Below are 14931 nucleotides of genomic sequence, written 5' to 3'. Positions count from 1 at the left end.
CCCCCGGGACGCGGTCAGGTCCGGCGGCGGGCCCGGTAGGCGCGGGTCTTGGTGCGGTTCCCGCAGGTGCTCATCGAGCACCAGGCGCGCGACCGGTTCTTGGACGTGTCCAGGAACGCCCAGCGGCAGGTGTCCTCCTGGCAGACCTTCAGCCGGGGCCAGGTCCCGGCGGCGACCGCGTCCATGATCGCGGCGGCGAGGCGGGCCAGGCCGGCGGCGGCCGTGCCGGGCGGGTCGAGCGGGACGAGGTCCGGACGCGCCCCGGCGAACGTGACCCGCAGGGGCACGGCGGTGAGGGCGTCCTCCAGGTCGTCGGGGAAGTCGGCCGGGCGCGGCCCGTGGTGCGCGGACATGGCTTCGCGGAGGCCCTCCCGGAGCGCGATCGCGGTGGCCAGGTCGGCGCCGGACGCCCGCGCGTCGTCCGGGACGAGCCGGCGCCCGGCCAGCCACGCGGCGAGCAGCTCGGGCGTCGTCAGCTCGTCCTCGGCGGCGTCGATGTTGAGCGTGTTGACGAAGTCCCTGAGCAGCGGCGCGGGGTCGTCCTGAGCCTCGGCCATCACCTCTCCTGCCTGTTCGCGCGCAGTCTACCAACCTGCGACACCGGCATACTCATTTTACCGGTTGCATCTCGGCGACACCAGCGTTAGTGTTTAGCTGGTGTCAACGAACGGGAGGACGATCATGAAGGCGCTGCCGTACCTCGCGGGGCCGGCCACGCGGCACGCATGGGCCGAGCGTGCATACGCCCGGCTGCAGGCCGACATCGTCGAGGCGAACCTCGTCGCCCGCGCGCGGTCCATCGAGCGCGCCGGACGGATCCGCCGGTGGCTCCTTGACGGGGTGCCCGACCGGATCGGCGCCCAGCGCCACCGGCGTCACCCGGCGCCGCCCGCGGCCGGATGCAGGCGGGCCGCCGCCCGCTCGGCCCGCTCGGCGCACGTCCTGCGGACGTCCGGGGGAGTGCGATGAGCGAGATCAATCCGACGGTGACCACCGTCGTGTTCGACTGCGCCGACCTGGACGCGATGGCGGCCTTCTGGGGCGGGCTGCTCGGCATGAAGACGACCTCGCGCGAGGACGAGTGGCTCGACCTGGAGCCGCTCGCGGGCGACGGCCCGGTGCTGGCGTTCCAGCTCGTCCCGGAGACCAAGAAGATCAAGAACCGCGTCCACCTCGACCTGGACGTGCCCGACATCCACGCGGCGGGGGAGCGGGCCCGGCGGCTCGGCGCGACGCCCGCGGGCGAGCCGATGGGGAACCCGCGGACCCCCTTCCAGGTCTGGCGCGACCCGGAGGGTAACGAATTCTGCTTCTGCACCGCTTCAGGAACGTAGGACTGTGCTGAGGCGCCGGACACCCTCCGCCAGTTCCGGCTCCGAGGCCGCCGTCCCGTAACTGATCCGCAGGTACGGGGCGGGGGCTTCGGCGGGGAAGAACGGCCGCCCTGCGCTGACCAGCACACCGGCGCGCAGGGCGGCCTCCGCCAGCGCGGTGTCGTCCACGCCCTCCGGCAGCCGCGCCCACAGGTGCAGGCTGCCGCCGGGACGGTTCACGCGCAGCTCCGGCAGGTCGCGGGCGAACGCGGTCAGGATGGCGTCGCGGCGCGACCGCAGCGCCGCGCGGACGGCGCTCAGATGCCGCGGCCAGCCCGGCGAGCTGACCAGTTCGAGCAGCGCCTCCTGGAGCGGCCTGGCCGGGAAGAACTCCTCCACGAGCTGCGTCGCGCGGATCCGCTCGGCGACCGGGCCGCGCGCGATGACTGCTGCGACCCGCAGGCTCGGCGCGGTCGCCTTGGTCAGCGACGCGATGTGCACCACCCGGCCGTCGCCGTCCTGCGCGATCAGCGGGGGCGGGGGCGGGACGATGCCGAGGTGCCGGGCGAAGTCGTCCTCGATCACGAACGCGCCCGCCGCCCGCGCCACCTCCAGCACCTGCGCGCGCCGCTCGTCGCTCAGCACCGTGCCGGTCGGGTTGTGGAAGGTCGGCTGGCTGTAGAAGGCGCGCGCCCCGGTCATCGCGAACGCCTCGGCGAGCAGATCGGGACGGACGCCGTCCGCGTCCACCGGCACGGGCACCGGATGCAGCCCGCTCGCCCGCGCGACCGCGAGGACGCCCAGGTACGTCGGCGACTCGACCAGCACGGGCGCGCCCGGCGGGAGCAGCGCCCGCAGGACGGTCGTCAGCGACTGCTGCCCGCCGCTGGTGATCACCACGTCGGCGGGGGAGACGGCGCCGCCGACCGTCCGGGCGAACCAGGCGCGCAGCTCGGGCATCCCGCCGAGCCGCGGCATCTCCCAGGCGTCCGGGCGCCGGGCCGCCCGCGCCATCGCCGCCGCGAGCGCCCGCGCGGGCTGCAGCGTCGGATGCAGGTAGCCGCCGCTGAGCGGGATCACGCCCTCCGGCGGCGGGGTGAGCAGCCACGACACCCCGGCCGCGTCGACGGACCGATCGCCGAGCGCCACCGCCTGCCAGCCGAGGTCGGCCGGCTCCGCGGCGGCCTCGCGGCGCCCGGCGGCGAACGCGCCGCTGCCCGGACGCGTCACCACCAGCCCCTCGGCCGCCAGCAGGGCCAGCGCCCGCGACACCGTCACCGGGCTGACCCGGTGCCGCTCGACCAGGCTCCGGCTGGACGGAAGCCGCTCCCCGGCGCCCATCCGGTGGACGTCGGCACGCAGCGAGTCGGCGAGCGCCGCCACACTGCTATCGTGTTTCATGAGGACTAAGGATAGCGCTACTGCCTCCGCGCCGATAGCGGACACCGGCCCGGGAGCGGGCCTCTGGCTCGCCGGCATCGGCGTCCTGATCTACTCCTTCACGATCCCGAGCACGGTCTTCGGGCTGGAGGGGCTCGACCCGTACCTCATCGGCGTCGGCCGCGCCGCCGCCGCGAGCGTCCTCGCCGCCGTCGTACTGCTATCGGTGCGGGCCCGCTTTCCGCGCCGCGACCAGCTGGCCGGGTTCGCGGTCGTCGTCGCCGGAGTCGTCTTCGGGTTCCCGGTGCTCTCCACGCTCGCGCTCGACCACGGCGCCTCGTCCGCCCACTCGGCCGTCGTGGTCGGGCTGCTGCCCGCCGTCACCGCCGTGTTCGGCGTGCTGCGCGCGGGGGAGCGGCCGTCCCGCGCGTTCTGGCTCGCCGGCGCGGCCGGCGCGGTCTGCGTCACCGGGTTCGCGCTCGTCCGCGGCGCGGGCCACGTCACCGCCGCCGACCTGCTGCTGTTCGGCGCGCTGGTCACCTGCGCGGCGGGCTACACCGAGGGCGCGCGCCTCGCCCGCGACATGCCGGGCTGGCGCGTCATCTCCTGGGCGCTCGTGCTCTCCGCGCCGATCACCGTCCCGGTGACGGTCTGGCTGCTCGCGACCACTTCCCCCGACTGGACGGGACGCGCCACCCTCGGTTTCGCCTACGTCGCCGCTTTCTCCGCCTACATCGGCTTCTTCGCCTGGTACGAGGGCCTGGCACGGGCCGGGATCGCGCGCGCCAGTCAGGTCCAGCTCGCCCAGCCGGTCATGACCCTGCTCTGGTCGGGCATCCTCCTCGGCGAGCGGATCGACGCCACGACCGCGCTCGCCGCTGTCGGCGTGCTGGTCTGCGTGGCCCTCACCCAGCGCACCCGCGTCGACCGGTCGCCCGACGGTCTGCGGGACGGTTTGCGGGACGCTCGCCCGTCGCGCACGATGGAGGAAGGGAGCGTCACGCGTCGATGACTTCCGGGGGGCGTCCATGGCCGACAAGCTGACCGTTCCCGAGGGCGGGTTCTGGCCCGCCCCCGAGATCCCGCAGCCGAACATCTACCCGATGGAATGGCGGGTCGAGACCGACAAGCTCGCCGCCATCTACGAGAAGTCGAAGCGCGTGGTCTGGAACCCCGCCGACCTGCCCTGGGACGACCTGCGCCCCGGCGACTTCACGCACGAGCAGCGGCTCGGGATCATGTACTGGTTCGCGGTCCTCGCCAACTTCGACGCGTCCGGGCCCGCAGTGTTCGCCCGCGCCACCATCCACGCGTTCGAGCAGCACGAGGAGGACCCCGTCCGGAAGTGCTTCTTCTCGATCACGCGCGACGAGATGAACCACGAGGAGTGCTGCCAGCGGACGATCGCCAAACTCTGGCCGGGCGGGCCGCTGGACTGGAGCCCCGAGACCGACCTGGAGAAGGCCGCGCACAACAACATCGGCTGGCTCTACCACAACGGCGGCCGGTACTGGCACGGCTACAACACGGCCGTCCGCAAGTATTCGCTGGCCGTCCTGTTCACCAGCTTCATGATGGGCGAGATGGCGGCGTCCACCCTGTTCCGCGGCATGGCCACCGGGACGGAGCACCCGGTCTTCGACGAGATGTTCAAGAAGATCGGCCGGGACGAGTCGCGGCACCTGCAGATCTGCATGACCATCCTGGAGAACGAGTGGCCCGGCCTCACCGAGGACGTCAAGGGCCAGATCACCAAGCAGCTGCGCGCCGGGTTCGTGTTCCTGTCGATGATCCTCTGGGAGCCGCCGGACGGCTTCTGGGACCTGCCGCCCTACTTCCTCACCAACCACCGCGTCCTGATGGACCACGCCCGCGACGCCGGGCTCGGCGTCCTGTCGTTCGAGGAGCAGGCGGAGAACTGGAAGATCGCCATCGCCCGCGTCCGCGCCATCGTCGAACGCTGGGGCATCGAGTTCCCCGCCATCCCCGAACTGGACATCTCCGGCGTCGACGTCACCGACATCAACGCCGAAGACATAATCCCCGTTTTCTGACTCAGTCGACGATCTGGGCGAGGAGGGTGACGACACCCACCCCCACCCCGATCGGGATCGCGAACTGCGGAGCGGCGGCGGTCAGCGCGGCGGCGCCGATCGCCATGAGGATGATCACTAGGGCGCGTGTACTGATCAGAGGTCTGGGTTCGGCCTGATCCGGTCGCACTCGCATGTCGGCTCGACCTCCATCCCGGTGGAACGGGTGAGATCCGGGCGGCTCCCGTCGAGAACCGGTGGGCCCGCGTCGCCGAGCCGCCTGGTCATCACAGGGTTCCCCCGGTGTCAACGGCCGCCGCGCGCGGCGCGCGATCACGTCCAAAGCCTGGTCGTTTCATGGGCGGCGGCTGGGCGGCGCGAGGGCGAACCGGGAGATGCCGCGTCCGATCTGCCCGTTAGATCCGGGATCATTGCGGGGTGGCGAAGAGCGGACGGGTTCGTGGGGGAGTGGGCGGGGCGCTGCGCTGGACGGGCTGGGCCGCGGCCTACGTGCTCGGCCTGGCGGCGCTCGTGCTCGCCGGGGCGTGGGTGTGGTGGCAGCAGGAGCCGCAGGCGCGCGGCACCGAGGCGAACGCACTGTGGGCGCGGCACCAGTGGGTCGGCGAACCGCACAGCGACGCCGAGTACCGCGCGCTCGGAGAACTGCTGCGGCAGAACCGCATCACCGACGTGTTCTTCCACACCGGCCCCTTCGAGGCGGACGGGACGGTCCCCGCCCACAAGTACCGCTACGCCCGGCAGCTGATCGAGGCCGTCCGCGAGTACGCGCCTGGCGTCCGCGCGCAGGCGTACCTCGGCCAGATCCGGATCGTGGACGGCGACGGCGTCATCGAGCTGGACGACCCCGCCGTGCGCGCGAACGTGCTCAGGACCGACGCGGTCTTCCTCGACCTGGGGTTCGACGGCATCCACTACGACTTCGAGCCGATCTACCCCGACGACGCCGCGTTCATGACGCTCATGAAGGCGACCAGCGAGCTGACCCGCTCGCGCGGCAGGCTGCTGTCGGTGGCGCTGGAGCAGCAGACGCTCGTGGACGAGGCCGAGCCCGTCTACAAGGCGCTGCTCCCGCGCGGCGGCAGGTACCACCAGCCGCCCCGCCCGACCGAGGACTTCCTGCGCGACGTCGCCGGCCTCGCCGACCAGGTCGCGATCATGACCTACGACGTGTCGCTGCCGACCGAGGCCCTGGCCGGATGGCACTTCGCCCGGCACACCCGCACCACGCTGGAGCTCATCGGCGACCGCGCCACGGTGTTCATGGGCGTCCCCACCTACCGGCCCCTCATGGGCTGGGCGGAGGATCTGGAGGTCGCGCTGCGGGGCGTCCGGCGCGGGATCGACGACCTGGAACGGCCGCCCAAGCGCCCGTTCGGCGTCGGCGTGTACGCGGACTGGACGACCGGGCCGGACGAATGGGCCCATTACCGCTCCGCGTGGCTGCCCCGGACGGCCGAAACCGCCCGCGGCTGAGCCCCTCGGAGCACGCGGACCCGCGGCGATCAGGGAACGGTCCCATCCGCCCCGGCGGCGGGATACCCGCACGTCGGACCGCACAGGATGACCGAGCGGTCACGTTACGCAACCGAGTCCGGGAAGTGGCCGGACTGACCCCGTAACGACGCATTTGCGTGCCACGATGTGGATGTGGAGCCGCCGCCACGCGTACCCCCGAGCGTGTGGCGGCGGCTTCCTCCACGGCGCGTCCGGTAACACCTTCGCACCGCCTCGGATCTCAGCCGGACCTGCGGGTCCACCTGGTACGGCCGGAACGGTACCGTTCGGTGCATGGCACCCAGCACAACACCTGACGCTCCGTTCGGGCGGATGCTGACCGCGATGGTCACCCCGTTCCTGCCGGACGGCGGCGTCGACTACGACGGCGCCGCGCGCCTCGCGACCCACCTGGTCGACGAGCGGCGCCACGACGGCCTGGTCGTCAACGGGACGACGGGCGAGTCGCCCACGACGAGCGACGACGAGAAACAGCAGCTTCTGCGGGTGGTCCTCGACGCGGTCGGCGACCGCGCCGTGATCGTCGCCGGTGCCGGAACCAACCACACGGAGCACACCCTGAAACTCGCGCGGGAGGCCGAGGCCGCCGGCGCGCATGCTCTGCTCGTGGTGACGCCGTACTACAACAAGCCCCCGCAGGAGGGCCTCGTCCACCACTTCACGGCGGTGGCCGACGCGACGGGCCTGCCGGCCATGCTGTACGACATCCCGAGCCGCGCCGGGGTGCCGATCGAGAACGACACGCTGGTGCGGCTCGCCGAGCACCCGCGGATCGTCGCCGTCAAGGACGCCAAGGGCGACCTGTTCGGCGCGTCCAGGGTGATGGCGGAGACCGACCTGGTCTGGTACTCCGGCGACGACAACCTGAACCTGCCGTGGCTGTCGGTCGGCGCGGCCGGGTTCGTCAGCGTGGTGGGGCACGTCGTCGGCGCCGAGCTGCATGAGATGATCGAGTCCTACCGCGCCGGCGAGCACGCGCGTGCGCTGCAGATCCATCGGCGGCTGCTGCCCGTGGTCGCCGCCATCATGACCCGTACGCAGGGCGCCATCGCCGTCAAGGCAGCGCTGAACCTGCTCGGCCTGCCCGGCGGCGGCCCGCTTCGCGCGCCGCTCGTGGCGGCCTCGCCGGAGTTCGCGGCGCGCCTGCGTGAAGACCTCACGATAGGGGGAGTCAAAGTGCCGGAGGTCGTCATCCCGGAGGTCGCCCGGTGAGTCATCCTCACCCGGAGCTCTCGGACCCGCCCGCGCCGCCCGAGGGCGGGCTGCGCATCGTCGCGCTCGGCGGGCTGGGGGAGATCGGCCGCAACATGACGGTGTTCGAGTACGGCGGACGCCTGCTCGTCGTCGACTGCGGCGTCCTGTTCCCCGAGACCGAGCAGCCCGGAGTCGATCTGATCCTGCCCGACTTCGAGTACATCAGGGAGCGCCTGGACGACATCGAGGCCGTCGTCCTCACGCACGGCCACGAGGACCACATCGGCGCCGTGCCGTACCTGCTGCGCGAGCGCCGCGACGTCCCGCTGGTCGGCTCGCGGCTGACGCTCGCGCTCATCGAGGCCAAGCTGACCGAGCACCGCATCAAACCCGTCACCGACGTGGTGGTGGAGGGCGAGCGGCGGACGTTCGGGCCGTTCGACATCGAGTTCCTCGCCGTCAACCACTCGATCCCGGACGCGCTCGCACTCGCCATCCGCACGCCCGCGGGGCTCGTCCTGCACACCGGCGACTTCAAGATGGACCAGCTGCCGCTGGACGGCCGGCTCACCGACCTGCCCGGGTTCGCGCGGCTCGGCGCCGAGGGCATCGACCTGCTGATGTCCGACTCGACCAACGCCGAGGTCGCGGGCTTCGTCACCAGCGAGCGCAACATCGGCCCGGTCGTGGACGAGGTGTTCCGCACCGCGCAGGAGCGGCTCATCGTCGCCTGCTTCGCCTCGCACATCCACCGCGTCCAGCAGGTCCTGGACGCCGCCGTCGCCAACGGACGCAAGGTCTGCTTCGTCGGGCGGTCGATGGTCCGCAACATGGGCGTCGCGCGCGAGCTCGGCTACCTCACCGTCCCGGACGACATCATGGTCGACCAGAAGGAGCTGGACGACATCCCCGGCGACCGCCTCGTGCTGGTGTGCACCGGGTCGCAGGGCGAGCCGATGTCGGCGCTGTCGCGGATGGCGAACCGGGACCACTCGATCCGCATCACCGAGCGCGACACGGTGATGCTCGCGTCGTCGCTGATCCCGGGGAACGAGAACGCCGTCAACCGCGTCATCAACGGGCTCACCCGGTGGGGGGCGCGCGTCATCCACAAGGGCAACGCGCTGGTGCACGTGTCCGGGCACGCGTCCGCGGGCGAGCTGTTGTACGTGCTGAACGTGACCAAGCCGGCGAACTTCGTCCCGATCCACGGCGAGTGGCGGCACCTGCGCGCGCACGCCAAGCTCGCGGCGCTCACCGGCGTCCCGGACGAGAACATCGTCATCGCGGAGGACGGCGTCGTCGTCGACCTCGTCGACGGCCGCGCCAAGATCGTCGGCGCCGTGCCCGCCGGCTACGTGTACGTGGACGGCCTGTCGGTCGGCGAGGTCACCGAGACGTCGCTGAAGGACCGGCGCATCCTCGGCGAGGAGGGCTTCGTGTCCATCGTCGTCGGGATCGACTCCACGTCCGGCAAGCTCGTCGCCGGGCCCGAGGTGCACGCCCGCGGCGCCGGCATCATGAACGAGGACTTCGAGGAGATCATCGCGCGGATCGAGGGCGTGCTGCGGGACGCGGCCGGCGACGGCGTCAACGACCTGCACCAGATCGGCCAGCTCATCCGCCGCACCGTCGGGAAATGGGTCAGCGACAACTACCGCCGCCGGCCGATGATCGTCCCGGTGGTCGTGGAGGTGTAGCCCGGCGGCCCGGCTACAGGGCGGACGGGCGCTCGTCAACACGCCCGTCCGCCATCCCGGGAACCTCTTGGGTCCTTGGTTACTCTCATAACCATGGCCACACGTGCGTCTGGGGGAACGAAAACCTCTTCGCGTGCGGGGGGCAGTTCGGCTCGCAAGTCCGCCGGGTCGTCCCCCCGGAAGCGCTCGAGCGGCAGCTCGAAGGGGAACCGCGGCTCGGGCCGCGGTTCGGGCCGCGGGCGTTCCCCGCAGAAGCCCGACCCGATCTCCCAGGCGGTGCTCGGGTTCTTCAAGCTCCTGTTCAAGCTGTACCTGCTCGCCGCCGTCGCGGTCGGGTCGATCTTCCGCGCCTACGGGCACGGCGCCCGCAGCCTCGACCCCGAGCACCGGCGCGACGGGCTCGGGCTCGCGCTGCTCGGCTCGTCCATCGTGCTGGCCTCGGTCACCTGGTTCCGCCCGGACGGCGTCGTCACCATCGCGCTGGAGAAGGTCGTGCGCGGCGGCATCGGCATCATGGCGATGATCCTGCCGGTCCTGCTTGCGCTGCTGGCGTGGCGGACGCTGCGCCACCCCGAGCACCACGAGGACACCGGGCGCATCGTCATCGGCGTGACCGCGCTCGGCGTCGGCGTCCTCGGCATCCTGCACATCGCGGCGGGCGTCCCGTCGCCCGCGAAGGACATGGACGGCGTCCGCGAGTCGGGCGGCGTCGTCGGCTGGGTCGTGTCGGCCCCCCTGGACGCGGCGCTGAGCGGGTGGGTGGCCGTCCCGCTGCTGCTCCTCCTGTCAGGGTTCGGCCTGCTGGTCGTCACCGCGACGCCCATCAACCGCGTGCCCGAGCGGGTCTCCGACCTGTGGGCGGTGGCGACGCTGCAGGGCCGCCCGCAGCGCCCCGCCAAGGACGAGGGCGAGAGCGACGGCGAGGCGCCGAAGAAGCGCCGCCGCAAGAAGAAGTCCGACAAGGACGAGAGCGGCGAGCTGGAGGTCGGCGAGCACTCGCGGCCCTACGACACGCCCCTGCTGGAGGACCAGCCGAAGAAGGGCGACCGCCCGCAGCGCGACCTCGCCGACGACCTGTTCGAGCCCGACCCGTTCCAGCCGGACGTCCCGCCGCCCGCGCCGCCCGCCGACGACGGCGCGCCGCCGATGGACGAGCACGTCGCGGGCGGCGACGCCGCGCGCTCCGCCGACGTGCCCGACCCGACGCCCGCGCCCCGCCGCTCGGAGCAGCTGCCGCTGTCGTCGTCCGGCGAGATCTACGTCCTGCCCGACCCGTCGTCGCTGCGTCCGGGCAGCGTCACCAAGCCGCGCACCAAGGCCAACGACACGGTCGTGAACGCGCTGACCGGCGTGCTGGAGCAGTTCGACATCGACGCGCAGGTCACCGGGTTCACCCGCGGCCCGACCATCACCCGGTACGAGATCGAGCTCGGTCCGGCGGTGAAGGTCGAGAAGGTCATCGCGCTGACCAAGAACATCGCCTACGCGGTGAAGAGCGCCGACGTGCGCATCATCTCCCCGATCCCCGGCAAGTCGGCGATCGGCGTGGAGATCCCGAACACCGACAAGGACATCGTCAGCCTCGGCGACGTGCTCCGCTCGCCCGCCGCGACCAACGAGCACCACCCGATGATCGTCGGGCTCGGCAAGGACGTCGAGGGACGCACCGTCGTGGCGAACCTGGCGAAGATGCCGCACATCCTCATCGCGGGCGCGACCGGCGCGGGCAAGTCGACCTGCATCAACGGGCTCATCACGTCGGTGCTGATGCGCGCCACCCCCGACGAGGTCCGGATGATCCTCGTCGACCCCAAGCGGGTCGAGCTGACGATGTACCAGGGCATCCCGCACCTGATCACGCCGATCATCACCAATCCGAAGAAGGCCGCCGAGGCCCTGGACTGGGTCGTGGGCGAGATGGACCGCCGCTACGACGACCTGGCCGCGTCCGGGTACCGGCACATCGACGACTTCAACAAGGCGGTGAAGGCCGGGAAGCTGGTCCCGCCGCCGGGCAGCGAGCGCGTCTACACGCCCTACCCGTACATGCTCGTCATCGTGGACGAGCTGGCCGACTTGATGATGGTCGCGCCGCGCGACGTGGAGGACTCGGTCGTCCGCATCACCCAGCTCGCCCGCGCCGCGGGCATCCACCTCGTGCTCGCGACGCAGCGCCCGTCGGTGGACGTCGTCACCGGGCTCATCAAGGCCAACGTGCCGTCCCGGCTGGCGTTCGCGACGTCGTCGCTGTCGGACAGCCGCGTCATCCTCGACCAGCCGGGCGCGGAGAAGCTGGTCGGGCAGGGCGACGCGCTGTTCCTGCCGATGGGCGCGAGCAAGCCGATGCGCATCCAGAACGCCTACGTCGCGGAGAAGGAGATCCACGGGATCGTCGACCACTGCAAGGGGCAGATGGAGGCGAACTACCGGGACGACGTCGCCGCGGCCGCCGGGCCGAAGAAGGAGATCGACGAGGAGGTCGGCGACGACATGGACCTGCTCGTCCAGGCCATCGAGCTGGTCGTGTCGACGCAGTTCGGGTCGACGTCGATGCTGCAGCGCAAGCTCCGCGTCGGGTTCGCCAAGGCCGGGCGCCTCATGGACCTGATGGAGAGCCGCGACATCGTCGGCCCGAGCGAGGGCTCCAAGGCGCGGGACGTCCTGGCGAAACCGGACGACCTTCCCGGGGTGCTCGCGGAGCTGCGCGGCGGGGCCTGAGACGACGCCTGGGTGACAGGGAACGTCACCGAAGCGGCACTGAGGCGTCTGCCTCCGGCGCGTTGCGGAATGATGCGAAATCTTGCCCTGTTTCCAACGTGTTGGCTGTCGCTAAGCGGGCATGGCCGTTCCTAGACTTGTGTCGCGGGAGATCGGCGACGAGCACCTTCGAAGGAGGCCCGGCGTGAGCATCGGTGAGACCTTGGCGGAGGAGCGTCAGCGGGCCGGTCTCTCGGTGACACAGGTGAGTCTCCAAACGCGGATACGCGAGACCGTGATCCGCGGCATGGAGGCCGACGACTTCTCCGCCTGCGGCGGCAACTTCTACGCCCGCGGGCACATCCGGAGCATCGGGCGGGTCATCGGCATCGATCCGGAACCGCTCGTCGCCGAGTTCGACGCGACGCACGGCGGCGCGCCGCAGCCGGTCTCGGCCGTGTCGGCGTTCGAGCCGGAGCAGCCCGTCGCGTTCCGCGAGCGCAGGTCGGCGAACTGGAGCGCGGCGATGGCCCTCGCGCTCGCCCTCGTGATCATCTACGGGGTGGTCCAGGTGATCGGGCAGGGCGGCGGGAGCGAGCGGCGCACCGCGCAGCAGGTCGCCGGGACGCCCGCGCCGACGACCTCCGCTCCGGCGCCCACGCTGCCGGAGAAGCGCGACCCGGTCGCGGCGGCGCCGCGCACCAAGGTCGAGGTCCGGGTCGTGGCCGAGCGCACGACCTGGCTGAACGTCCGCGGCGCCGACGGCAGGACGCTGTTCAGCGGCATGCTCCGCGAGGGCGACGAGAAGGACTTCACCGACAAGAAGAAGGTCCGGCTCGTGGTCGGCGTGGGCGGCAGCGTCAACCTGACCGTCAACGGCAAGGACATCGGCTCGCCCGGCAAGGGCCGGGGCGTGCAGCGGATGAGCTTCGACCGCGACGACCCCGAACCCGCCTGACCCGTCTGGCCCGTCCTGAAGAGGCGAGGCCGCTGGTCCCCTCGGCCGTCGAGGCCCATTACCTTAGGGGGATGTCCACTCGCCGCAAGGTCTCTCTCATCACGCTCGGCTGCGCCCGCAACGAGGTCGATTCCGAGGAGCTCGCCGCGCGCATCGAGGACGCGGGCTGGGACCTGGCCGACGGCGCCGACGGCGCCGACGGCGCGGACGTGGTGGTCGTCAACACCTGCGGCTTCATCGAGGCGGCCAAGAAGGACTCCATCGACACGCTGCTCGCCGCGCACGACTCCGGGGCGAAGGTCGTGGCGGCCGGCTGCATGGCGGAGCGGTACGGCAGCGAGCTGGCCGAGGCGCTGCCGGAGGCCGACGCGGTGCTCGGCTTCGACGACTACACCGCGATCGGCGACCGGCTCGACGACGTCATGGCGGGACGCCGCCGCGCCGCCCACACCCCGCGCGACCGCCGGACGCTGCTGCCGATCTCCCCGGTCGAGCGCTCGTCCGCGGGAATGGCGATCCCGGGCCACGCCGCCGTCCCTGACCAGGACGACCTCCCGGACGGGGTGGCGCCGGCGTCCGGGCCGCGGGTGCTGCGGCGGCGGCTCGGCGGCGGCGGTCCGGTGGCGCCGCTGAAGCTGGCGTCCGGCTGCGACCGGCGCTGCACGTTCTGCGCCATCCCGGCATTCCGCGGCGCGTACGTGTCGCGTCCTCCGGCTGAGGTGCTGGAGGAGGCCCGCTGGCTCGCCGGGCACGGCGTCCGCGAACTGGTACTGGTCAGCGAGAACTCCACGTCCTACGGCAAGGACCTGGGCGACCTGCGGGCGCTGGAGAAGCTGCTGCCCGGCCTCGCCGCAGTGGACGGCGTCGAACGCGTCCGCGTCAGCTACCTGCAGCCCGCGGAGACGCGTCCGGGGCTGATCGAGGCGATCTGCGGCACGCCCGGCGTCGCCCCGTACTTCGACATGTCGTTCCAGCACGCGAGCGGCCCGGTGCTGCGGTCGATGCGGCGGTTCGGCGACCGGGAGCGCTTCCTGGGCCTGCTCGACCAGATCCGCGCGCTGGCGCCGGACGCGGGCGTGCGCTCCAACTTCATCGTCGGGTTCCCCGGCGAGTCCGAGGACGACTTCGAGGAGCTGGCGGAGTTCCTCTCCGCCGCCCGGCTCGACGCGGTCGGCGTGTTCGGCTACTCCGACGAGGACGGGACCGAGGCCGCGAACCTCGACGGCAAGCTCGACCCCGCCGAGGTCGCGGCCCGCGTCGAGGAGCTGACGAGCCTCGCCGACGAGCTGACCGCGCAGCGCGCCGAAGACCGCGTCGGCTCGGACGTCCACGTCCTCTTGGAGGAGAAGGCGGAGGACGGCGAGTTCGAGGGCCGCGCCGCGCATCAGGCCCCGGAGGTGGACGGGACGGTCCGCGTCCGCGGCGCCGGGCTCGCCCTCGGCGAGATCGTCGCGGCCCGCGTCACCGACAGCGAAGGCGTGGACCTCAGCGCGAGTGCCGGCACGGGCGTGTCATGATCGCCGGCGCCCCGGATCCGGTGGCGGGCCCGCACGACCCGCCGCCCGCCGGTGTCTGGAACATCGCCAACGCGCTGACTATCGTCCGGATCGCGCTGGTCCCGGTCTTCGTCTGGATGTTCTTCCTGGACGGCACCGGCTGGCGCCTCGCCGCGTTCGGCGTCTTCGCGGTCGCCTCGATCACCGACAAGATCGACGGCGACATCGCGCGGGCCCGGGGCATCGTCACCGACTTCGGCAAGATCGCCGACCCGATCGCCGACAAGGCGCTCACCGGCGCGGCCCTGGTCAGCCTGTCCATCATGGGGGAGCTGTGGTGGTGGGTGACGATCGTCGTCATGGTCCGCGAGATCGGGATCACGGTGCTGCGGTTCGTCGTGCTCCGCCGCGGCGTGATCCCGGCGAGCAAGGGCGGCAAGCTGAAGACGATGCTGCAGGTCATCGCCATCGGCCTGTACATCCTGCCCGGCCCGCTGGACTACCTGCGCTGGATCACGATGGGCGCCGCGCTCGTCGTCACGGTCGTCACGGGCGTGGACTACGTCGTCCAGGCATGGCGCATGCGCCGCGCACCAGAGGCGCCCGGCACGCCCTGACGGCCGC

General features: G+C 72.1%; 13 protein-coding genes. 11 read left to right on the top strand and 2 right to left on the bottom strand.

From position 1 onward, the window contains the following. Positions 1–14 precede the first annotated feature (14 nt). A complete protein-coding gene (locus ACH35V_RS10775) occupies positions 15–557 on the bottom strand; it encodes a CGNR zinc finger domain-containing protein (protein WP_395971699.1) in 543 nt (180 codons plus the stop codon). A gap of 100 nt (positions 558–657) precedes the next feature. Here ACH35V_RS10775 and ACH35V_RS10770 point away from each other — a divergent pair, with 100 nt between their 5' ends. Both ACH35V_RS10770 and ACH35V_RS10765 read left to right on the top strand, forming a co-directional pair. After that, on the top strand, positions 658–969 hold the full coding sequence (locus tag ACH35V_RS10770) for a hypothetical protein (protein ID WP_395971697.1): 312 nt from the start codon (positions 658–660) through the stop codon (positions 967–969). Further along, complete coding sequence (locus ACH35V_RS10765) at positions 966–1334, top strand: VOC family protein (protein ID WP_395971695.1); 369 nt, start codon at positions 966–968, stop codon at positions 1332–1334. The genes ACH35V_RS10770 and ACH35V_RS10765 overlap by 4 nt, the downstream gene beginning before the upstream one ends. Here ACH35V_RS10765 and ACH35V_RS10760 read toward each other — a convergent pair. Then, positions 1323–2714, bottom strand: coding sequence for a PLP-dependent aminotransferase family protein (locus tag ACH35V_RS10760; protein WP_395971694.1), 1392 nt, complete (start codon positions 2712–2714; stop codon positions 1323–1325). The genes ACH35V_RS10765 and ACH35V_RS10760 overlap by 12 nt on opposite strands. Between ACH35V_RS10760 and ACH35V_RS10755 the strand changes: the two genes are divergently transcribed. From ACH35V_RS10755 to pgsA, 9 genes are all read left to right on the top strand, one after another. After that, positions 2713–3705 carry a DMT family transporter gene (locus ACH35V_RS10755; RefSeq protein WP_395971693.1) on the top strand — a complete coding sequence of 331 codons (993 nt, stop codon included), beginning with the start codon at positions 2713–2715 and terminating at the stop codon, positions 3703–3705. The two genes, ACH35V_RS10760 and ACH35V_RS10755, sit on opposite strands and share 2 nt — an antisense overlap. A gap of 16 nt (positions 3706–3721) precedes the next feature. Further along, positions 3722–4747, top strand: a complete 1026-nt coding sequence (locus ACH35V_RS10750) for a hypothetical protein (RefSeq protein WP_395971692.1) — start codon at positions 3722–3724, stop codon at positions 4745–4747. A 417-nt stretch (positions 4748–5164) separates the two neighbouring features. After that, positions 5165–6220 (top strand): hypothetical protein, encoded by a 1056-nt coding sequence (locus ACH35V_RS10745; protein WP_395971690.1) that lies wholly within the window; start codon positions 5165–5167, stop codon positions 6218–6220. A gap of 315 nt (positions 6221–6535) precedes the next feature. Then, a complete protein-coding gene (dapA, locus tag ACH35V_RS10740) occupies positions 6536–7474 on the top strand; it encodes a 4-hydroxy-tetrahydrodipicolinate synthase (protein ID WP_395971688.1) in 939 nt (312 codons plus the stop codon). After that, the gene (locus ACH35V_RS10735; protein ID WP_395971687.1) at positions 7471–9156 is read left to right on the top strand and encodes a ribonuclease J; all 1686 of its coding nucleotides are present in this window, start codon (positions 7471–7473) and stop codon (positions 9154–9156) included. Before dapA ends, ACH35V_RS10735 begins: the two co-directional genes overlap by 4 nt. Positions 9157–9249: 93 nt before the next feature. Beyond that, a complete protein-coding gene (locus tag ACH35V_RS10730) occupies positions 9250–11874 on the top strand; it encodes a DNA translocase FtsK (protein WP_395971685.1) in 2625 nt (874 codons plus the stop codon). A 184-nt stretch (positions 11875–12058) separates the two neighbouring features. After that, positions 12059–12811: a helix-turn-helix domain-containing protein gene (locus ACH35V_RS10725; RefSeq protein WP_395971684.1), complete on the top strand. Its 753-nt coding sequence runs from the start codon at positions 12059–12061 to the stop codon at positions 12809–12811. A gap of 71 nt (positions 12812–12882) precedes the next feature. Then, entirely contained in the window at positions 12883–14328 is a 1446-nt protein-coding gene (rimO, locus tag ACH35V_RS10720; protein WP_395971683.1) for a 30S ribosomal protein S12 methylthiotransferase RimO, read from the top strand. Beyond that, a complete protein-coding gene (pgsA, locus tag ACH35V_RS10715) occupies positions 14325–14924 on the top strand; it encodes a CDP-diacylglycerol--glycerol-3-phosphate 3-phosphatidyltransferase (protein WP_395971681.1) in 600 nt (199 codons plus the stop codon). The genes rimO and pgsA overlap by 4 nt, the downstream gene beginning before the upstream one ends. Positions 14925–14931 lie beyond the last annotated feature (7 nt).

This window comes from Actinomadura sp. 1N219, from assembly GCF_044326405.1.
Taxonomy (GTDB): domain Bacteria; phylum Actinomycetota; class Actinomycetes; order Streptosporangiales; family Streptosporangiaceae; genus Spirillospora.
This window is presented reverse-complemented; position numbering and strand designations above follow the sequence as displayed.

What these genes read in the sequence shown, in the direction of transcription:
- ACH35V_RS10775 (WP_395971699.1), bottom strand. Translation starts at nt 557, where the DNA reads ATGGCCGAGGCTCAGGACGACCCCGCGCCGCTGCTCAGGGACTTCGTC.
- ACH35V_RS10765 (WP_395971695.1), top strand. Translation starts at nt 966, where the DNA reads ATGAGCGAGATCAATCCGACGGTGACCACCGTCGTGTTCGACTGCGCC.
- ACH35V_RS10755 (WP_395971693.1), top strand. Translation starts at nt 2,713, where the DNA reads ATGAGGACTAAGGATAGCGCTACTGCCTCCGCGCCGATAGCGGACACC.
- ACH35V_RS10760 (WP_395971694.1), bottom strand. Translation starts at nt 2,714, where the DNA reads ATGAAACACGATAGCAGTGTGGCGGCGCTCGCCGACTCGCTGCGTGCC.
- ACH35V_RS10750 (WP_395971692.1), top strand. Translation starts at nt 3,722, where the DNA reads ATGGCCGACAAGCTGACCGTTCCCGAGGGCGGGTTCTGGCCCGCCCCC.
- dapA (WP_395971688.1), top strand. Translation starts at nt 6,536, where the DNA reads ATGGCACCCAGCACAACACCTGACGCTCCGTTCGGGCGGATGCTGACC.
- ACH35V_RS10730 (WP_395971685.1), top strand. Translation starts at nt 9,250, where the DNA reads ATGGCCACACGTGCGTCTGGGGGAACGAAAACCTCTTCGCGTGCGGGG.
- rimO (WP_395971683.1), top strand. Translation starts at nt 12,883, where the DNA reads ATGTCCACTCGCCGCAAGGTCTCTCTCATCACGCTCGGCTGCGCCCGC.
- pgsA (WP_395971681.1), top strand. Translation starts at nt 14,325, where the DNA reads ATGATCGCCGGCGCCCCGGATCCGGTGGCGGGCCCGCACGACCCGCCG.